This is a genomic window from Paenibacillus polysaccharolyticus (genome assembly GCF_900102085.1).
GTDB lineage: Bacteria > Bacillota > Bacilli > Paenibacillales > Paenibacillaceae > Paenibacillus > Paenibacillus polysaccharolyticus.
Genome location: NZ_FMVM01000012.1, coordinates 1 through 19,933, shown reverse-complemented (window position 1 = coordinate 19,933; position 19,933 = coordinate 1). Strand labels below are relative to the sequence as shown.

22 protein-coding genes are annotated in these 19,933 nt (G+C 43.7%); all 22 read left to right on the top strand.

What is annotated here, in order from left to right:
* Positions 1 to 9: 9 nt before the first annotated feature.
* Positions 10 to 801 carry a hypothetical protein gene (locus BLQ13_RS17300; RefSeq protein ID WP_090922345.1) on the top strand — a complete coding sequence of 264 codons (792 nt, stop codon included), beginning with the start codon at positions 10 to 12 and terminating at the stop codon, positions 799 to 801.
* Between the two features lie 849 nt (positions 802 to 1,650).
* Complete coding sequence (locus BLQ13_RS17290; RefSeq protein WP_090922341.1) at positions 1,651 to 2,052, top strand: hypothetical protein; 402 nt, start codon at positions 1,651 to 1,653, stop codon at positions 2,050 to 2,052.
* Between the two features lie 12 nt (positions 2,053 to 2,064).
* Complete coding sequence (locus BLQ13_RS17285) at positions 2,065 to 2,982, top strand: hypothetical protein (protein WP_090922339.1); 918 nt, start codon at positions 2,065 to 2,067, stop codon at positions 2,980 to 2,982.
* Positions 2,983 to 3,058: 76 nt separating this feature from the next.
* Positions 3,059 to 3,382 (top strand): hypothetical protein, encoded by a 324-nt coding sequence (locus BLQ13_RS17280; RefSeq protein ID WP_090922337.1) that lies wholly within the window; start codon positions 3,059 to 3,061, stop codon positions 3,380 to 3,382.
* The gene (locus tag BLQ13_RS17275; protein WP_090922335.1) at positions 3,351 to 3,542 is read left to right on the top strand and encodes a hypothetical protein; all 192 of its coding nucleotides are present in this window, start codon (positions 3,351 to 3,353) and stop codon (positions 3,540 to 3,542) included. Before BLQ13_RS17280 ends, BLQ13_RS17275 begins: the two co-directional genes overlap by 32 nt.
* Before the next feature lie 215 nt (positions 3,543 to 3,757).
* Positions 3,758 to 4,135, top strand: coding sequence for a Na-translocating system protein MpsC family protein (locus BLQ13_RS17270; protein ID WP_167375774.1), 378 nt, complete (start codon positions 3,758 to 3,760; stop codon positions 4,133 to 4,135).
* A 607-nt stretch (positions 4,136 to 4,742) separates the two neighbouring features.
* Positions 4,743 to 5,306, top strand: a complete 564-nt coding sequence (locus BLQ13_RS17265; RefSeq protein WP_090922332.1) for a sigma-70 family RNA polymerase sigma factor — start codon at positions 4,743 to 4,745, stop codon at positions 5,304 to 5,306.
* 172 nt (positions 5,307 to 5,478) lie between these two features.
* Complete coding sequence (locus BLQ13_RS17260) at positions 5,479 to 5,838, top strand: hypothetical protein (RefSeq protein WP_090922330.1); 360 nt, start codon at positions 5,479 to 5,481, stop codon at positions 5,836 to 5,838.
* A gap of 91 nt (positions 5,839 to 5,929) precedes the next feature.
* Positions 5,930 to 6,373, top strand: a complete 444-nt coding sequence (locus tag BLQ13_RS17255) for a hypothetical protein (RefSeq protein ID WP_090922328.1) — start codon at positions 5,930 to 5,932, stop codon at positions 6,371 to 6,373.
* A complete protein-coding gene (locus BLQ13_RS17250; RefSeq protein WP_090922326.1) occupies positions 6,364 to 6,579 on the top strand; it encodes a hypothetical protein in 216 nt (71 codons plus the stop codon). The genes BLQ13_RS17255 and BLQ13_RS17250 overlap by 10 nt, the downstream gene beginning before the upstream one ends.
* Positions 6,580 to 6,689: 110 nt before the next feature.
* Positions 6,690 to 7,514 carry a sigma-70 family RNA polymerase sigma factor gene (locus tag BLQ13_RS17245; protein ID WP_090922324.1) on the top strand — a complete coding sequence of 275 codons (825 nt, stop codon included), beginning with the start codon at positions 6,690 to 6,692 and terminating at the stop codon, positions 7,512 to 7,514.
* A gap of 155 nt (positions 7,515 to 7,669) precedes the next feature.
* The gene (locus BLQ13_RS17240) at positions 7,670 to 8,857 is read left to right on the top strand and encodes a D-alanyl-D-alanine carboxypeptidase family protein (protein WP_090922322.1); all 1,188 of its coding nucleotides are present in this window, start codon (positions 7,670 to 7,672) and stop codon (positions 8,855 to 8,857) included.
* Positions 8,858 to 8,918: 61 nt separating this feature from the next.
* Positions 8,919 to 9,545 (top strand): nucleoside recognition domain-containing protein, encoded by a 627-nt coding sequence (locus BLQ13_RS17235; protein ID WP_090922320.1) that lies wholly within the window; start codon positions 8,919 to 8,921, stop codon positions 9,543 to 9,545.
* Positions 9,546 to 9,551: 6 nt separating this feature from the next.
* Positions 9,552 to 10,085, top strand: coding sequence for a spore maturation protein (locus BLQ13_RS17230; RefSeq protein WP_090922318.1), 534 nt, complete (start codon positions 9,552 to 9,554; stop codon positions 10,083 to 10,085).
* A 63-nt stretch (positions 10,086 to 10,148) separates the two neighbouring features.
* On the top strand, positions 10,149 to 10,967 hold the full coding sequence (locus BLQ13_RS17225) for a S1 family peptidase (protein ID WP_090922316.1): 819 nt from the start codon (positions 10,149 to 10,151) through the stop codon (positions 10,965 to 10,967).
* A 222-nt stretch (positions 10,968 to 11,189) separates the two neighbouring features.
* Positions 11,190 to 11,939 carry a pseudouridine synthase gene (locus tag BLQ13_RS17220; protein WP_090922314.1) on the top strand — a complete coding sequence of 250 codons (750 nt, stop codon included), beginning with the start codon at positions 11,190 to 11,192 and terminating at the stop codon, positions 11,937 to 11,939.
* 134 nt (positions 11,940 to 12,073) lie between these two features.
* Positions 12,074 to 12,601, top strand: a complete 528-nt coding sequence (locus BLQ13_RS17215) for a redoxin family protein (protein WP_090922312.1) — start codon at positions 12,074 to 12,076, stop codon at positions 12,599 to 12,601.
* A gap of 14 nt (positions 12,602 to 12,615) precedes the next feature.
* Positions 12,616 to 14,289, top strand: a complete 1,674-nt coding sequence (gene resB / locus BLQ13_RS17210) for a cytochrome c biogenesis protein ResB (RefSeq protein ID WP_090922310.1) — start codon at positions 12,616 to 12,618, stop codon at positions 14,287 to 14,289.
* Positions 14,286 to 15,548, top strand: a complete 1,263-nt coding sequence (ccsA, locus tag BLQ13_RS17205) for a cytochrome c biogenesis protein CcsA (RefSeq protein ID WP_090922308.1) — start codon at positions 14,286 to 14,288, stop codon at positions 15,546 to 15,548. The genes resB and ccsA overlap by 4 nt, the downstream gene beginning before the upstream one ends.
* 138 nt (positions 15,549 to 15,686) lie before the next feature.
* Positions 15,687 to 16,403, top strand: coding sequence for a response regulator transcription factor (locus BLQ13_RS17200; protein ID WP_090922306.1), 717 nt, complete (start codon positions 15,687 to 15,689; stop codon positions 16,401 to 16,403).
* Entirely contained in the window at positions 16,372 to 17,856 is a 1,485-nt protein-coding gene (locus BLQ13_RS17195) for an ATP-binding protein (protein WP_276326750.1), read from the top strand. The genes BLQ13_RS17200 and BLQ13_RS17195 overlap by 32 nt, the downstream gene beginning before the upstream one ends.
* 194 nt (positions 17,857 to 18,050) lie before the next feature.
* The coding region (locus BLQ13_RS17190) for a collagen-like repeat preface domain-containing protein (RefSeq protein ID WP_090922304.1) at positions 18,051 to 19,933 on the top strand (1,883 nt) is incomplete at its 3' end.

Below are 19,933 nucleotides of genomic sequence, written 5' to 3'. Positions count from 1 at the left end.
TGGGTACATATGTCATTTTTTAGCGGTAAGGTCAAAATGAATCTGTTATTTCAAGCTTTAGTCAATGGCTTTAAGGGAATTGCATCCTCGCCCTGGTCTATCTATTTCGAAACTTCCGATAGTTTAGTGATTAAATCTGCCGGATCGACTGGTAAAGATAAGTTGTTTATCAAATTCGAAAAAGGCAACACCAAAGATGCTAACGGTAACTACATTACAGTGACTGTAGCAGAGGATGTCGCTCTGGCGGACGGTAGCATTCCCGATGGGAAGATGTTTAGCACCAGAAATTTTTACTGTCATACAGCGGTAGTTGACTCCAATTTGTTAACAGATTATCAAGTATCCGTGACCGCAGATCGTGTGATCATGTGGATGGCAGGGGATGTGAACTCGGTAACGGGGATATCCAATCTGGGATATTTCGGTCTGATGTATCGTTATTCTCAGGAAAATCATTCAGGTGCCCAAGGGATCGGTGTAAGTTATCTGGGGTTTAATGGAATTCGCACCGTTAAAGATCTGGATAACATCCAGACTAACAACGTGTATAAGTCGTATGCAGCCATGGTACCAACCAACCCGGGTTGGGGGGGGCTGTATCATCTTTCACCTTGTATCATGGCCAATAACGCGGAGGGACCACGAGGTGAGCTGCATGATATTTACTTTGCACCAGCTGCAGGAGTGAGTCATGGGGATGAAATCACGGTGAGTAACAAAACGTACAAAGTATATTCATTGACTACAGGTGGTTCAAGCTTCCTTCCGGGTAACACGGTAGCTGTATTGATGCAGTAAGAGGAGGGGGATTATGGCCGCAGCAGGGACAGAACAATCCATATATACGCCTCAACGAGCAATAAAAAAGCGAAATACTGGAGTGCTCTATACATACGTTAGCAGTTTATATTATTCCAACAGAACCATAACAAGCAGTACCTATATTCCCGAGATGGCGGGGAGAGAAAAGTATACAGGTATACGTTACGAGTATAATCAGGGGCAATATCAAACAAACAAAACACAAGATTTGTCATTGTATACAAGCAAAAGTGCAGGTACATCAGGGCAATTAAGATTGGCGGGTGTTCAGCATTGGTTCAGGACGGGCGAATTACACCATCGGAATTCAAGCACCACGTCAGAACAACATATCTATTCCATTTGGGGATATGATCAAGAAGATCTTCCGCAGTTGTACAAAGGACGTTTCATGCCGACAGATACACATGGTGTAATCATAAGCCACAGTCATGAACTTAGTTTATATAACAATATAGGCTACCTTCCTCTACACAACAAACCGGGAAGTAGATACACAGGAAGAATCAGTGCTGAGGATTACTCTGGTACTCTAACCCAACGGGGGAACGGCAGTTGGAAGGTTGTGACGGAGGTTGTGCTACCCTCCAGACGAGTAGCAGGTGGGATTATACGTTCCTTTATCTCTGGACAAAGAACCCTAGCCTCTTCTGGTGATATAGTCATGCAGTATATTTTAAAGCATACCCAGGGAAATGATTCGATGACTTTAAAAGGACATTTTTCAGGTCAACCTGGGAATATGTCTGATCCAGAAGTCTCCAATCATATACCTCCACGAAGGTATCCTGCTACGTATATCCCTGTTCGAAGGAGGTCCTTACGATGAACAAAACATGGCAAGTGTTACAGGAGATAAAGGAAGCTTTTAAACCAGTTGAATTATCTTATGTTATTGAGGAGATGGATGGTGAAGGAGCGGCAGTTCAGGTGTCTATTCCTATGAAAAGCCCACGTTTTCTGATCAAGACCGTACGTGTCATTCCCACTCAGGAAACCAATGTGGAGCTGCATATTTTGAACCGGGCGAACAAGGAAGAAGCTCACATTATTTATTTTAATACAACAGAGTATAGTACGGGAAATTATGTTGATGGTATATACGATAATGTAGATATCCCATATGAAGATAAGGATGGCAATGCTCATTTTCATTTTGAAATTATTAATCCGGGCTCTGTACCTTCGGGATTCACCATTGAGGTAACAGGTTTGACGGTTAGATAGGAGATAAAGATCATGGATATCATTACATATGGTAAAGTGGTCAAACTTTCCAATGAGGTTAAGGATGCCAGGGAAGGTAATGTAACACTCGATGCACGTTTGGACAAAATCGAATCAGGCACCATAACCGTTGTGAACGATAAACAAGGGCTTCCAGTTCAGGGTGTTTTGCGTACCATTTATGCTGTTATAGCAGATGAAGATCATCAGAATATGCCAATGTTATATACTTGTGGGCCTAATGGGTATGTGCCACTTAAAGGTGTGAGTATTTCATATAAGTCGAACGGTATTCTTAACATTGCAGGGGAAGACATCACAGTATATAAGCATCCCGCTTCGCATAGTGCTGACATATTGAACGATGGAGAGTTAAACAAAGTTTTCACGGCTGAAGAACGGTTGAAGCTCTCCGGTGTAGAAGCTAATGCCAATCACTATACCCATCCTGACACACACAGTGCGGATATCATCGTTGATGGCGAAACTCATGTGAGTATGACTACGGCAGAGCGAAAAAGGTTAAGCACGATAGATCCTTGGGAGATCTATAGTGATCTGGTGGATTACGTAGATGTTGTCACTTATTTTGCTTTTGATGAGGAAGGAAGAATCATTAGGCAAGTTGTAACTGACAGTTACACGGAGCAGTCCGTTATGGAACCGATGTGGACGATACCATCTTCTACCGATTCATATGCGGAGAATGATGCATTTCTGTTGATTTCCGTGGGCGAGGTCTATCGATATGATGGTAACGAGTTTGTTCAACTGCCCGCAATACTTGATGCCATTTACGAATACGATGATGAAGGGCGGATGATTTCAAAGTCGATTACGACTATGGGATCAACACCGATAAAGACTAATTATACATATGTGTACGACTCCTCAGGCAATCGCATAGCTGTAAAGAAATATCAAGGATAGTTTAGGCTATCCTTTTTTCAGTTAACCTTGTTTGTATCGTTTCGTATAGAGAATAGTGAAGAGGAGGAGTTACAGAATGAACATTGAACTGACTGCACATTTCTACTTTAAAGGCAGCGGGAAAAAGAAAACGGTAAGTTGGGTAGAAGATAATCCCAGATTGCAACAAAAGGAGAAAGATTCCGATAAGGTTGTGCGCGAAATTCCGTTAACAGCAGACGAAGTGAAGCAGGAGTACCGCCGACTTTTTACGAAACATAAAAACGAAGGTAAGTCGATCACACTTGAAGATAACACAGGGATGGTACATATCATTGATCTAACAGATATACGAAATATCGAGCTGACTTCGAGGGAGGTAGAAGCAGATGCTGTACAGACTGACCTTTGCGCTGAATGAAGAGGAGATCGTGACTACGGAGATGACTTCGGATAAAGAAGATCTGGTTGGAGCAACGGAAGAAGCATTTGAACAAATCGAGCAAGAATATGGACCTCAGGCTGCTCTAAATCTGGTCGCATTCAGTCTATTGAAACTGGAAGGTTTGAAAGGCATTTAAGTTACGAATAATTCAGTTTGAAGGAATAGGACTCAGCCTACATCTGGGGTCTATTCCTTTTTCATGTAAAGATAAGCGCTTGCTGGATCATTGATTCGCAGGAAACTTGTCTTGCATAAGGACTTTTGATTAAATTAGGTTGAATTCATATATTCAGGGGTAGTGCAAGGCCGGGAGGTTAGGCAGGAGGCGATGGGAACATTGAGATAAAGGACTTGGAAAGAGAACTCGCCAAACTGGCATCGAGAGTCAGAAAAAACATTACGGAGCGCGGGCCGGTAGATACCAGGGTCTCCATCATGAATCATTTTATCATCTTAAAATTTACAGCAAAATTCACGAGTCCCGAAGCTTTCATGCTTGAACATATGTATTCACACTCAAGTCAAGTTTTCACGGATTATAAAATGAAGCTTGCACTCGTGCTGAAAGAGAATTTCAATCCTGTCTTTTCTTATATTCATATGGGGTTGCAGATTGAAGACATTGAAACCACATTTTTCGGACATGAATTTACAGAGCAAGTGACAGTCTTCAAAATGAACAAGGATATTGAACTTTTGCTGAAAAATGATGAGATAAATATGCCTTAAGAACTACACGGTTGCTTGTTCAACCACATTTAGGTTCTGGGGAACTATTTTTCTTGTTGACATTATCCTACATATTTCCTTATACTATCCTTATGGCGATTGGACAGATTAATAATCTTGAAGAAGCCTATATTCGTATTATGTATTGTAGACCATACTCTCGGTAATTGGAACGAAATAAGAAGTCAGACCAAGACCGACACATTCCACCCTTCTGGATTTTTCCAGCGGTGTGATCTGTGTTGGTCTTTTTAGTTTTATTCCAAGTTTCTTTACCTTAATTAAGATGTTTCGTATATAGGGTGTAAAAGAGGCAGAGGGCGATGACATAAAAAATAACTTGCGAACAAGAGTTCGTATTTGTTATTCTAAATGTAATAAATGGAAGAGGGGGCTTTGAATAGGTTGGTATTAAGTAAGCTGAGGAAGTAGATATATCGGTTTGAATGTTTTGGAGATACACAACTACATAAGTTTGCAAGAGTGGATGGTCAATTTTAGCCTGATTAGATTTATTTTTAGAATGGTCGCTAGGTAGAGTTGGGGGAACTAAGGTAGTGGATCAAGGCCTGTTTTTTATTAATTTATTATATGGGGGAAAAGTATAATGTCTGCTACAACAGCTATGGGGTTTGATGCATTGTTCGAAATCGGGGATATGGATATGTTCCTGAACAAGGCTCAGGAGAAATGTCGTCACAAACTGAGAGGCAAAACGTTCGCCGGGATGGAAAAGGAGGATGTTACACAAGAAATTTTGATCAAGCTAATGAGTTCATTGGATAAGTATGATTCGGAGAAAGCGAAAATGTCGACGTTTGTGGATCATTTAATTGATAATAAGATCAAAGATATGTATCGCAAATGCATGTCCGAAAAAAATCTCAGTGTCGTTAACGCAGCTCAGATTATGACCACCGATCATGGTGGGGATGAAAGTGATGGCACAGATATGGCTGTGGTGTTAGGGCATACAGGTTTTGCATATGAAAACTTCGAATTTCTTACTGATATTATGGAGAATATGAGGCTGAATGATCGCGAGAAGCATATTTTCAGACTGCGAACGTCCGGTTATGAATTTGTAGAAATTGCAGCTATACAGGGAGTATCCAAAGCACGAATATCACAAATATGGAAAGGCATTCGCGCCAAATACGAAGCCTTGTAATATCATAGTTATAGTGGCAATAAATAGCCTTTAGATGTAATGGAGCTACGGATAGTATCATTATTTAGATTTAATACTTACATAGAACGAAGAGCACCCTTAACAGGGTGTTTTTTTATATCGTATAGAGAATGTATCATGAAACTTCGACAAAGATTGGAGAGACAGAAACATGCTTAGTGTCATTGTACTTGGTTTTAAGACAGAGGAATTGATTCAAATTCCTGAAATTGCTTGGGCATTCCATGATTCTTCCGCATCTGCCGGGTTGAGTGGTCGAGAATATGCATTAATTATTGAAAAAATGGTGGATCGATCTGATGCTATTTTGGTGAATCTGAACGTTGAGGTAATGTCCACTGCAGAAATTATAATCATGCACCGGGCTTTCAAGACGAACAAATTCATATTATCTGTCGGTTCCAATATCTCTGATCCATTAATTCATTCTCTACCCACGCAACAGGTAAACGACTTGAAAGAAGCATTGCAGCATATGCAGACACATTATATGTTGATAAGTCAGGGGTAACCTTATCTGTATCTCGGTCTTTACCTTGTTTGAGTTACCGCGTATAGAGCATGTAACAGAACATTATTTAGATAAGGGGAGGCTTTTCATTGTGACTCAAGTGATTAAAGCAAAATCGGATACATTAACGGAAGATATTGTAACAAGCATGATTGGCAAGTACGTTCACGCACCCACGAATATACACGAGGTTCAGACTCCAACGGGGGCAATGACCAAAGCAAATGTCTGGTTTGCCGGTAAGGTTGCTGGTTACGAAAAGGCAGTCATTGGATTCAACTATGAAGATGGGGAGTTCAGTGAACAACCGGAAACGTTCTTTAATGTACATTTAACGGATGGTATGGGGTATATTCTTACAACGGCTTTTGAACTTGAGCTACTGGAATTAAGTAAAGAGGAATTTGAGCAACTTATAGCAGATCAAAAGAAAGAAGATATGGAACATTCCCATAACAATGAAGAAGTGAACGAAATTCTTTCATTAGACTATGCAAAAGAAGATAGCACACGAGATGATAAAGCATGCAAGTAAACAATTATGCCTCTGATTTGGCTGTAAAGACGTTCGAATCTGCTGAAACATCCGATATCGAACAACAGATTAATATCTGGATGCTGGCTTACCCACATATGTTTGTGACAGGGATTGAAATAAGCACCTCCATTCATCCGCAAACACACGAGACTCAATATATAGCCGTAATCGTTTATCAGCCAAGTGAACAAAATGAAATTTGATCAGGGAATGAAGCTTTAGTTCTCGTATAAGCAATTTTGAACATATATAGATCAGTTTAGTCAGGATATAGATTGTGAATGAATTAAGATACATACATAGGGAGATCCAAATGGGAAAATATTCAGAACATATTCTTAGCAAGTTAAAAGAAAACAAGAACTATTATAGTATGGACGATAATTCTAATATAGAACGCTGTCAGACGGATGAACATTTTCTCGGAGAATGCATTTTAGTCAATGAAAATCTGATCTGGCACTCTGTGCACAAGTACATTGGCAAACCTGAACTGTTGACTAAAAATCACTGTGTGGAGAAAGATGACATTCTTCAATTGGGCCGATTGGGATTCCTGAAAGCTGTTAAAGCGTTTGATACGTCCCGGGGTGTGAAGTTCAGTTCGTTTGCAGTCACAGCTATCGTTAGAGAGATTCGTTGTTTTCTGAGAGATAGCGCGAGTATTATTCGTCCAACACGTACAGCCACGGATTTAATTCACCGTATCAATCGTTTGGAACATGATATGGGGTATCTTCCAGTTGCGCATGAAATTGCATTTTTACTTGATGAGGAAGAAGACAAAGTAAACAAGGCACTTCAGGTGGGCAAGGGTGTCAAATACCTGGATGAGCCCGTAGGGGCAGATGATCAGCATCATCAATCGGTCACATTGATGGACACCATCTTTAGTGGAGAAGATATGGAAGCGAATGTGTTGGACAAGATGTATGTTGATGCTGTGCTTGATTCAGTGAAACGTAAGCTTAGTGAACAAGAAGTCACGGTGTTGAAACATCGTGTAGACGGACTCAACCAGACACAGACAGCCGATCTGGAAGACATCAGCCAGATGAGAGTATCCAGAATTATGAGAAAAGTAGCTAAGATGCTGGATCAATCTAATAAAATGTATATGAAGAACGACAATAGATGAATAGATGTAGTTTGAATGACGAGGTCTTACATAACGATCCCTCTGGCACTTTAAGGTGCAAGGGGGATTTTTGCTGTTTTTTCCTGTGCGGGACATACTCCGGGTTGTCCAGACATAGGATAGTACAAGATTCCAAGCGACCCGGAGGAATGTGGATGCGAAAATTAATAAAGGTTATTGTAGGTACGCTCTTGCCTGTACTGTTACTTTCAACTATGGGTGCATCGTCAGTTCAGGCGACCATTGCTGGACCGTCTACTCATGCGCAAAGTGCAGCGCTCATCGATGTGACATCAGGGCGAATTCTGTATAGTAAAGATGGGGACAAAGAGTCGCGCATCGCAAGTTTGACTAAAATCATGACTGCCATCGTTGCGATTGAAGAAGGTAAGTTAGATGCAAAGGTCAAGGTTACACCATCTTCTTTTGCCAAAGAAGGATCTTCGCTATACCTTAAACTGGGCGAGGAGATGACACTAGAAAATATGTTATACGGTCTTATGCTTCGCTCAGGTAATGATGCGGCTTCGGCAATTGCTGAGCATGTCGGCGGTTCAGAAGAAGGTTTTGTTTTGCTTATGAATAAAAAGGCAGAGCAGATCGGTTTGACTCGTTCTCATTTTATGAACCCACATGGTCTGGATGCCGAAGGTCATTACTCTACCGCAAACGATCTGGCGAGGTTAACGGCTTACGCGCTCCATAACCCGGTATTCAAACGCATCGTGGCAACAGAAAATAAATCCGCCCCCAATCCGAATGAAAGCTGGGAGTACTCCTGGCATAACAAAAACAAAATGCTTCGCTTGTATGAAGGTGCGGATGGGGTGAAAACTGGATACACCAAAAAGGCATTCAGATGCCTGGTCAGCTCAGCGACTCGTGACGGGCAACAGCTGGCCGCGGTGACACTTAACGATGGCGATGACTGGAACGATCATGCAAAGATGCTGGATTTCGGCTTTGAACATTTCCCACTAATCGAGATTGCCACACAGGAACAGCCTGTTCAGAACATGGAACTCGTAACAGGGCGTGGTTTTAAATACCCGCTCGCCAAAGGAGAACAGGAAGACATAACCAAGACATTGGTTCTGCTGGATAAACGTACACAGGACGCTGTGACAGAGAATAAACAATCAACAGATCCTTCGTTTGGACTAGCCGGGCGAATTGAAATGCAGTTGAAAGGCGAACCAATCGGCTCGATACCTGTGTATTACAAAGGTAGCTATATTCCGCCAGAGCCACCCATCGCAGATGCTACTATAGGTGGAATAGGAGAGGTCACGAATTGGGTTTCCGCGTGGAAGGCAGTGCTAAGTCGACTGTTATCACCTTGATTTTGATTTAAGGATAGAAAGATCGCTCTTGTGCTTGCTGTTACTGGGAGGAATGATTCCAATGATCAATCTGATCTGGTTAATGATGATCTTGATCGGCTTTGTTTTTGCGGCAGTGAACGGGAAGATTGAAGTGGTCACCCAGGCAGCATTTGATGGTGCGGCAACCGGTGTGACGGTATGTTTCGGTCTGATCAGTGTACTCGTATTCTGGATGGGAATGATGAAAATGGCCGAAGATGCCGGCCTTCTTGGACGGATTGCAAAACTTCTTGGCCCGGTGGTCGGATTTCTATTTCCCGATGTACCCAAAAACCACCCGGCTATGGGTTACATCTTATCCAACATGAGTGCAAATTTGCTTGGACTAGGGAATGCGGCTACGCCCATGGGAATCAAGGCGATGCAACAATTGCAGGAACTGAATCCTGACAAGCAGACCGCATCCCCTGCTATGTGTACACTGCTGGCGCTGAATACCGCGAGTATTACGATTATTCCAACAACGCTGATCGCGATCAGGTTGAACTATCATTCTGCGAACGCCACGGAGATTGTAGGCACAACTTTAATGGCTACCATTATAGCTACGCTTGCTGCCATTATGGCTGATCGCTGGTATCGAAATAGAACTCTCCGCAGATCGCCGCGCATATCCAAGAGCGGTAATCCCGGCATGAAAGGATGAGCTACCTTGTTAACCTTCATTAACTGGATATCTGTCTGGGCCATTCCGGTTATTATCGCGTTTGTTCCATTATATGCGTTTACCAAAAAGGTCCCGGTCTATGAATCCTTTGTTGATGGGGCCAAGGACGGCTTCTCGACTGCAATCAGCATCATCCCACATCTGGTGGGAATGATGGTTGCCATTAGTGTTTTTCGTGCCTCGGGAGCACTGGATTTTGTGATTCAGTTCTTCACTCCTCTCGTCTCGTGGATGGGTGTGCCTGGAGAAGTCCTTCCGCTAGGGATATTACGACCATTAACAGGGACAGGCTCGCTTGCATTTACAACGGATTTGATCAAAACGTATGGCCCTGACTCCATGATTGGCCGGATGGCCTCTACCATTCAAGGCAGTACGGATACAACGTTATATGTGCTAACTGTGTATTTCGGAGCAGTTGGTATTCGGAACGGACGGTACGCGCTTAAGGTTGGATTGTTTTCGGATGTCGTTGGATTCATAGCTGCACTTGCCATTTGTTTGATCGTTTTTGGTTAAACTATTACTCCTTTCCTACCGATATACTAGTTATGCTAGAATAATAACGGAGGAGAGTGAGACATGCAGAAGAGTTGGAAACGAATGCTCCGTTACGGGTTGACAAGTATGCTCGCTATAACGATGCTTGCAGGTTCGACAGGGTTAGCAGGTGCTCAAGCTGAACAGACGATTCATTTTACAGGTTATTTTGACAAATCATTACGTGCTCAAATGGCGACTACGGCCGATTCTTTTCCGGTTGTTAATGTGCGTTTGGTTAAAGCAAATGAACCGGATATGGTTTATTATGACGTGGGAACTTCGATTCTAATATCGAAAGATGAAGTATTAACCAATTACCATGTTGTTCAGGAATTCGCTGAGCTGTCTGGCGGAGATAAAGGGACTTTGACGGTTGCGAGCCCAGGTGCGCTCAATCAGGCGGTTAAAGCTAAAATTGTTAAAACTGATTCTGTAACGGATATGGCTTTACTCAAGCTGGACAAACCGATTGACGCTGAACCGGTGAAGTTTGCTGATGCGAGGGACAATCAGGTTGTTTATACTATTGGATTTCCTAAAAACCCATCGGGAGATCTTGTCATATTAGATGATGATTTTCCTTTGACATACAACACTATAGCGAAGAGTCGGGTATTTAGTGCTCTGGCGAGTGAAGTACCGGGAAAAGTAGGCATTGGAAGCATCGTCAAAGCAATGGCTCAAGGCAATTCAGGTGGACCAGTGCTTGATCAGAATAAACAGGTCATTGGCATGATGACATTTGTATATGGTGGACGGACTTATTTTATTTCTTCAAAGACATTGCAGACATTTGTGAAAGAAGCAGCTGTTCCAGCGAAAAAGCCGGTTGTGGTGGCAGGCAAAATTGCGAATTAGAAATGAACTACGAATTAAATAGATGATAAGGGTTTACCTTTGCGTGGTCTGAACGAAATCAGCCGTGGCGAGGGTAAGCTTTTTTTGTATATCGAGACTATAAAATATCTGTTCTACAACGCATAAATTAGCGATAAAGCTCGAACGTTCACAAAAACATTGGATAATCCTTGTGATTTCCCGGTTGGATGGGTATCATTAGTGTGAGGTGACATGACAAACATGGAAAGATTACAAAAAATTATCGCGCAGGCAGGCATTGCATCCCGCCGCAAGAGTGAGGAACTGATCCTGTCCGGCAAAGTGGAAGTTAACGGGGAGGTCGTAACCGAACTGGGTACGAAAGCAAACCCCGAAGAGGATATCATTACGGTCAATGGAAAATCGATCCGCAGTGAGAAAAAAGTGTATTTGATGCTGAATAAACCTAAAGGGGTTATTACAAGCGCATCAGACCCGGAAGGCCGGAAAATCGTATCGGATTATCTGAAAGGCGTTAAGGAACGTGTTTATCCGGTAGGACGTCTTGATTATGATACCGAAGGGCTGCTTATTCTGACCAATGATGGCGAATTTGCGCACTTGCTGACGCATCCTAAACATCACGTACCCAAAACGTATCTGGCAACAGTTAAAGGTGTACCACATGGTACGGAATTGGAAAAGCTCAAAACTGGAATTATGCTTGAAGATGGTATGACAGCGCCAGCAGAGGTCGAGTACAAAGATGTGGACACAGCAAACAATGAGGCTGTTATTTCGATTACGATTTATGAGGGACGAAACCGTCAGGTAAGGCGTATGTTTGAGGCAATCAATCATCCGGTAACACGTCTGAAGCGGATTTCGTTTGGAGGCATTTTGCTGCAAAATCTGAAAAGAGGGCTGACACGTAATCTGACCAAAGAGGAAGTTAACAATCTGATTACGCTCGCAAAATCGGAACCCGCCAAAAAAATGAAAAAAAGGTAATGTGAGGACACATAATTTTCATAAAACCGCCGCAGATTTGTGACGAAATTCGCTATAATTGTTCATAGAGTGTTCACAGTTTCTATAACAAGAAGGCAAATCAATAATATCGTCACTTTAAAGGGGAGCAGCACATGGGAAAATCAAGAAGAACGGTGCAAATCGTTATTTTGTGCTTGATCCTGGTGTTGGGTGGATACGCGATTACAACATCGGTATCCGGCTCGAATGGCAAGCCAAAGGAAGGGGATCAAGCCCCTTCTTTTGAACTGCTGGGCCTGGATGGTCAAGTTCATACGTCTGATGAGTATCAAGGAAAAGCGATGGTTATCAATTTTTGGGGCACATGGTGTGAGCCTTGTGTGAAAGAGATGCCTGCTCTTCAAGCGCAGGCTGACAAATGGAAAGATAAAGGTGTGCAATTTGTTGGAATCAACGTTGGAGAAGATCAGATGACGGTAGATAATTTTGTACGGCAGGTGGGTGTTACATTTCCGATTATGTTAGACCGGGATAAAAACTCCGTTCGAGACTATGGGATCTCTCCGATGCCAACAACGTTTTTCGTATCTGAAACGGGAAAAATCTCCACGATTCATATCGGGCAATTGGATTTGGACACACTTGACGCTCAAATCTCACAGCTGGCGAAGCAGCCCTGACAGGAGGTCTACTTGTGTTCCAAAATACGAAATGTGAGTGTGGTCATCAGAATCCGGTAGGAACCGTATTGTGCGAGGCGTGTGGTAAGCCGCTTCTGGAGGAAACCGCTCAATCGAATGAAGTGTTAGAGATGCGTTATGATGGGATGGCTCGGCGTTCACAGCGAAGTAATCCCAATATTATTGATCGCATATGGAATTTCTTTTCATCTGTCAAAATTGCAGTTTATATGATTGTGCTCACGCTCGTTGGTTCCATGCTAGGTACGATCTACCCGCAAGAAAGTACATTTCTGAATATTGATCCTTCGGTTTATTACAAAGAAACCTATGGTCAGTTAGGCCATATTTATTATCTTCTCGGACTGTCTCATACATATGAATCCTGGTGGTTTATTCTACTGCTGGTGATGATCGGAGCATCGCTTGTGATCTGTAGTCTGGATCGTGTGCTTCCACTGTACAAAGCGCTGAACAAGCAGCGGATACGGAAACATCTGCAATTCCTGACGCGGCAGCGACTTGTGTATCAAGGTTCTATTGAAGAGGCACCTGAAGAGTGGATTAAGAAAGCGGTTACGCCGCTTCGTAAGAAAGGATATCGTGTTCACACACAAGGGGATGCTTTGCTTGCGGAGAAGCAACGTTTTAGCCGCTGGGGTCCATATGTGATTCATATCGGACTTATTATTTTTCTGCTCGCTGTACTCGCTCGCGGACTTCCAGGTCTGAATCTGGACGAACATGTTGCTTTTCCCGAAGGGGAAATTAAAAAAATTCCAAACACGTCCATGTATCTGAAAAATGAGAAGTTTAATGTGGAGTTTTATAGTGACGACGAGGTTCCTGAGCAGTTCAAAAATTTGAATAAAACAGTTCCCAAGTTGTTTGAAACCAAGGTTGTTTTGTACGAATGCACAGCCGATTGTTCGGATCTCTCCAAAAAACCTCAGCTTGCAGAGGTTGCAAGACATGACGTACGGGTGAACCAGCCACTGAATTACCAAGGTCTTAAGGCATACCAGTTTGACTATGATCTAACCCCGACGATTCGCTCGGTGACACCGGATCTGGTCAATGTGAAAACGGGTGAAGTATACGGTTCTTTGAAGATTGACATGATGGACACACAACGCACCTTTGAGGCAGGACCATATACATTGACGGTGAAAGAAAAATTTATGGATTTTGCTCTGGATGATAAGGGAGCACCAAAATCAAAATCACCTTCACCCAATGCACCTGCATTTCTTTTTCATATTGAAGGTCCGGATCTGCCAGAGAAGGGGATTCAATACTTATATTTTGCCAAACAAATTGACAAGCAACGTTTTCAACAGGATGCAATCAACCGCCAGCTTGTAGGAGGGGAACTTCCATTACAACTGGAGGTCGACAGTATGGACAAGGTAGATCTTATTCAATCGGTAAGCTACCTGAATATACGTGTGGACAAAGCGATGCCTTTTGTATGGGTAGGGGCAGGCATTGTCATGCTGGGTCTTGTCATGGGCTTTTACTGGCATCATCGCCGCATTTGGATTCGGTTTGACGATGAGCGTATTACGCTTGGCGGGCATACCAACAAAAACTGGTTCGGCTTCAGACGAGAAGTTGCTGGCATTTTGAAACAGATGAATCTGGAAGTGGATGAGAAGTCGTTGGATAACGGGGGGAACCAAGCATGAATATACTGGATTTCAGCAGCGACGCATTTATCGTATCTTTTTTTCTGTATTGTGCTGCGTTTTTATTATATGCAGTGGCCGTCATGGGCAAGAAATGGAGTAACCGCGATCCGATCGATCATTTGAATCGTTGGGGTAAACGGGCGTTTATCGCATCTACGGTCGCGTTGGCAGCGCATTTGGTTTTCTTTGTAACCCGCTGGATTGGTGCAGGCCATATTCCGGTAAGTAATATGTACGAATTTATGTCCTTTTTATCCATGATGATCATGGTAGCCTTTATCGTTGTGTACGCAATTTACCGCAAATCTCTGCTGGGCTTGTTTGCACTTCCACTCACGATTATCATTATGGCATATGCAGCCGTATTTCCACAGGAAGTTCAGCCATTGATTCCAGCATTACAATCGATTTGGTTGAAGATCCACGTTACGCTGGCTGCCTTGGGTGAAGCTTTTTTTGCAGTAGGTTTTGCTGCGGGATTTATGTATCTGCTTCGTACCGTTGATTTTAGTGGAAAAGACAAATCTTCTCGTCGTCAGCGCGGCTGGGTGGAGTTTACGCTCATTACCATCGTTGTGGTGATCGGATTTATTGGAACCGTGTTTGCCTTCCGTGCATCCGGTTATGAGGCCGTTTTTGTACAGAAAACAGTCACCATTGACACAAAGGGAGAAGAAAATAGTACAATAGAGAAAGTGATTTATCGCATGCCTCCTATTTTTGCTCCATATAATAGTGAAGTGGAGAGCTTGAAACCGTTCCTTGGAATGAAGGAGCCGTTGCTTGAGACGCCTTCATGGATGAATGGCGTGAATGCAGGACGTAAGCTGAATACAGTCATCTGGTCAATCATTACGGGTCTGATCTTATATGGAATCATTCGTTTAATTGTACGCAGACCGCTTGGACAAGCGTTACAGCCGATGATGAACGGAATTGACGCGGATGACCTTGATGAGATCAGTTATCGCGCTATTGCGATTGGATTCCCTATTTTTACGCTGGGAGCTCTGATCTTTGCTATGATCTGGGCACAAATTGCCTGGAGTCGTTTCTGGGGCTGGGACCCTAAAGAAGTGTGGGCACTGATCACTTGGCTGTATTATAGTGTGTATTTGCACTTGCGTTTATCCAAAGGATGGCAGGGACAGAAGTCCGCTTGGCTTGCTGTGCTCGGTTTCCTGGTTGTTATGTTTACACTGGTTGGTGTAAATCTGATCATTGCAGGATTGCATTCCTATGCTGGAGCAGACTAGTAAAGTCAGTTAAAAGTAGTGGCAAAACAACGGTAATTCATGATATATCCGTTCCAGTAAAACGGGTATTCAAATATTGTTCGCAAGATCGAACATAATAGAAGTGATGAGGAGTATTGTAAAGGGGCTTGAGTGGGCATGTCAGAACATGAGAATCGTATATTGGTCGTGGATGATGAAGAAAGAATCCGCAGACTGCTTAAAATGTATCTTGAAAAAGAAGGTTATGAAATTGATGAAGCAGAAGATGGCGAAACAGCACTTCGTAAAGCAACGGCCGGAGATTACGGTCTGATTTTGCTGGATGTTATGCTCCCGGGCATGGATGGTGTTGAAGTGTGTACCCGACTTCGTCAGGTGAAATCTACCCCTGTATTAATGCTTACCGCAAAAGGGGAAGAGATTAACCGTGTACAAGGTTTTGAAGTAGGGGCAGATGATTATGTGGTAAAGCCATTCAGTCCGCGTGAAGTGATTTACCGGGTGAAGGCTATTCTGCGTCGCTCTTCGGCAACGGCGTATCTTTCCAAAGAAAGCAATTCAAGCAACAATATTGTATTTCCACATCTTGTTATTGAGCATGATGCACACCGCGTAACTGCGGGTGGTGAAGAGATCAGTTTGACACCTAAAGAATATGAGTTGTTGCATTACATTGCAACATCGCCAGATAAGGTTTTCTCCAGAGAAGAATTGCTTAAGGATGTATGGAACTATGAATTTTTCGGTGATCTTCGTACCGTGGATACCCATGTGAAGCGTCTTCGCGAGAAGCTGAACAAGGTATCACCTGAATCGGCTGCGATGATAACAACCGTGTGGGGTGTCGGTTATAAACTGGAAGTACCGAAATAACTTTGCTTTCTGGAGATCACTGGTTGGAAAGTTATGGATTACAATTATATGCCTTGTGGGCTGTGTGCTGATTGCGCTGGGGCTCTTTCTGCTACCCTATATCGATACCAACTTTGCTGAGTCTGAATCTAGGGATATCAAAAGGCTGTTTACTTATATTTGCATTGTTGGATTCAGTCTAACAACGTTTTTTGCATTATTTCTGTTCACCAAAATTACACAGCCTATGCAACAATTAATTCAGGCAGCTAATGCCATCCGTAAAGGGAACTATGGCACGAGACTTTCTCTCCGTACCAATGATGAAATTGGTGAACTTGCAAATACATTTAATCACATGGCTGTTCAACTGGAAGATACCATTCGAAATTTGAATCATGAGAAGGAACATTTGGCGAGCGTTCTGCGAAGCATGACGGATGCCGTGATTACTTTTGATGGTGAAGGCAAGGTCATTTTGACGAATCCGCCTGGTGAGAAAATTATGCAGGCCTGGTATGCTCTAGACTGGGCTCAGGAGGATGAGGGTTTGGATGGTCATCCTTCTGCGAATCCGTCCCGTGATGTTCCTGAACCGCTTGTACCCTTATTCAGACTGGTGATGGAGCAAGGTGGGGACCAGAGTTCCAATGTTCATGTGCAACAAGGAGTATGGTCTGTTCAAATGGCCCCTTTGTATGCAGATAGTGTGGTACGGGGTGCGGTGGCTGTCTTGAGAGATGTTACCGAAGAAGTGAAGATGGAGAAGATGCGCCGGGACTTCGTTGCTAATGTATCTCATGAAATTCGTACACCGTTATCAATGATGCAGGGATACAGCGAGGCTTTACTTGACGGGATGGCAACATCGCCCGAAGAGAGTGAAGAACTGATTCAGGTCATTCACGATGAGTCATTGCGGATGGGTAGACTGGTCAAGGATTTACTTGATCTGGCCCGTATGGATGCAGGGCATACTGACATGAACATGAAGGAAGTTGAACTCGGTGAACTTCTCGAACGTATTTATCGCAAATTTATGGTGCGCTCGAAGGAACAGGGGATTCAACTTCAATTCGAATGCAAACAGCAGATGATCTCACTTCAACAAGCAGATGAAGACAGGCTGGAGCAAGTATTCACGAATTTACTGGATAATGCATTCAGACATACACCTGTTGGTAAAAGTGTGAAAATTTCTGCTGAGCTTGTCACTAACTTGCGTGCTCCTTTTGCCAGAGTGAGTGTAAAAGATCAGGGTGTGGGTATTCCTACATCAGACCTGCCTTTTATTTTTGAACGTTTTTATAAAGCGGATAAAGCTCGCGTTCGGGGAGAAAGTGTGGGAACCGGGCTTGGCTTGGCGATCGTAAAAAACATCGTAGATGCTCATCAGGGCACGATTCATGTCAATAGTGTGCTTGGTGAAGGAACGGAGTTTATATTACAATTTCCGGTAGAATCTTCGAAATAGGTTGATTTTAAACAAAATGTGCCGAAACACCCTCTGATAGAGGGTGTTTTTTTGTTGAAGTATTCCGTTTAATCTTGTTCAACGTGGAACAAGGTCGTATCCTTTTTTGTCCGCAAAAAAATGTCCAAGATAATTTTTGAACTCCTCCTTCATAAGATTGAAAAATAAGATGTCTAAGGAGGATTGATTAAAGTATGTCCGATGGACGTAAAAGAGTAAATATTAAAGCGTTTTTGGAAGGGAGATCATTCCGGGCAGGTTCGCCGTTTATACCCATGACAGCTAGTGAACTTGAGCAATATGAGTCGATTCTTCGTTCTCTTGCTGTAACCATTCCCGGTGCAATTAGTCAGCCGAGTGCATCAAATATACTTGCGTTGCAGAACGGATTACGTCAATTACTTACTTTTGTTAATGAATCTGAGTTCCGAGCTGGGGTAAAAGCGGAGCTTCAAGCTGTATTAGAACTGACCATTGCTTCTTCTGAAGTCATCCCTGTTGCTTTAATTAATCTCGCAGGGAATTTGCAAAATCTGTTGGATGACTTGTTAAGTTTAACATTGCTTTTGGAGGTACCTCCCGAAGTAAAAGATCGGTTAGTCGGATTAATTCGTTCCATATCTATCTCGTTAAGCAGAGCCACAACGACTTTCGGTACGGGGGGGATTACAGGTGCTGCAGGTCCTCCCGGTGTTCCAGGCGTACCAGGGGTCCCTGGAGTTCCTGGATTAAGAGGAGCTACTGGTCCAACAGGTGCAGCAGGGCCAACTGGTTCTGTGGGTGCTGCGGGTGCTGTCGGCCCTATAGGCCCGCAGGGTCCACAAGGACCACAAGGAGCGACAGGAATTCCAGGTGTAGGGTTAAACAATATTACAACGTTTAATCCTGCAGCTGGATCAACTTATGCGCAAGGCCAGGTAGTTAGTTATGATGGAAGTCTTTTTGTGGCTAACGTAAATGGCCCGGTAGGTTTACCTGGAAGTTCACCTGATTACACGCTTTTGCTTGCAGCTGGTTCTACAGGTGCAACCGGGGCAACGGGTGTAGGACTTTCTGGAGCTATTCCTTTTGATGCTGCGCTTGCGCCGGGATATGCTGCAGGTCAAGTGGTTACTTATAATGGCAGTACTTATATTGCCAGTGTAGCAGGTCCGACAGGGACACCGGGTACATCTTCGGACTATACATTGATCGCTGCATCAGGAGTGACAGGAGCTACTGGGGTGGGCCTTAACGGTGCTATCACCTTTGACCCGGCTCAAGCGCCAACGTATTCAGCAGGCCAAGTGGTGACGTTCAATGGTAGTACGTATATTACCAATGTCGCTTCACCGACAGGCACGCCTGGAAGTTCACCTGATTATGCATTAATCGCTGGTGCAGGACCGACGGGGGCTACCGGCGCTACAGGTGTGGGGCTCACTGGGATTGTACCGTTCGATCCTGCTCAAGCGCCAACATATCCAGCAGGTCAGATTGTAACGTCTAATGGTAGCACATATATTACGAATGTCGCCGCGCCAACGGGTACACCTGGAAGTTCACCAGACTATTCGTTGCTTGCTGGAGCAGGCTCAACTGGAGCAACCGGAGCAACAGGTATAGGTTTAGAGGGAGTTATACCATTTGATCCGGCTGTTGCCCCGACGTATTCAGCAGGTCAAGTGGTCACATTCAATGGTAGTACGTATATCACCAATTTGGCTTCACCAACGGGTACACCTGGAAGTTCACCAGATTATACATTACTTGCTGGAGCAGGACCAACAGGAGCTACAGGATCGACAGGAGCTACTGGTACAACTGGAGCGACGGGTGTAGGGTTGAGTGGAATCGTCGCGTTTGACCCAGCAGTAGCTCCGACGTATCCAGCCGGTCAAGTAGTGACATTCAATGGTAGTACGTATGTCACCAATGTGGCCTCGCCAACGGGAACGCCGGGCACCTCGCCGGATTATACGTTATTAGCAAGTGCAGGAGTCACAGGAGGAACAGGTGCTACTGGGGCGGGTGTAACCGGTAGTACGGGAGTAACAGGGACCACGGGAGCAACCGGTGTAGGATTAAGCGGAATCGT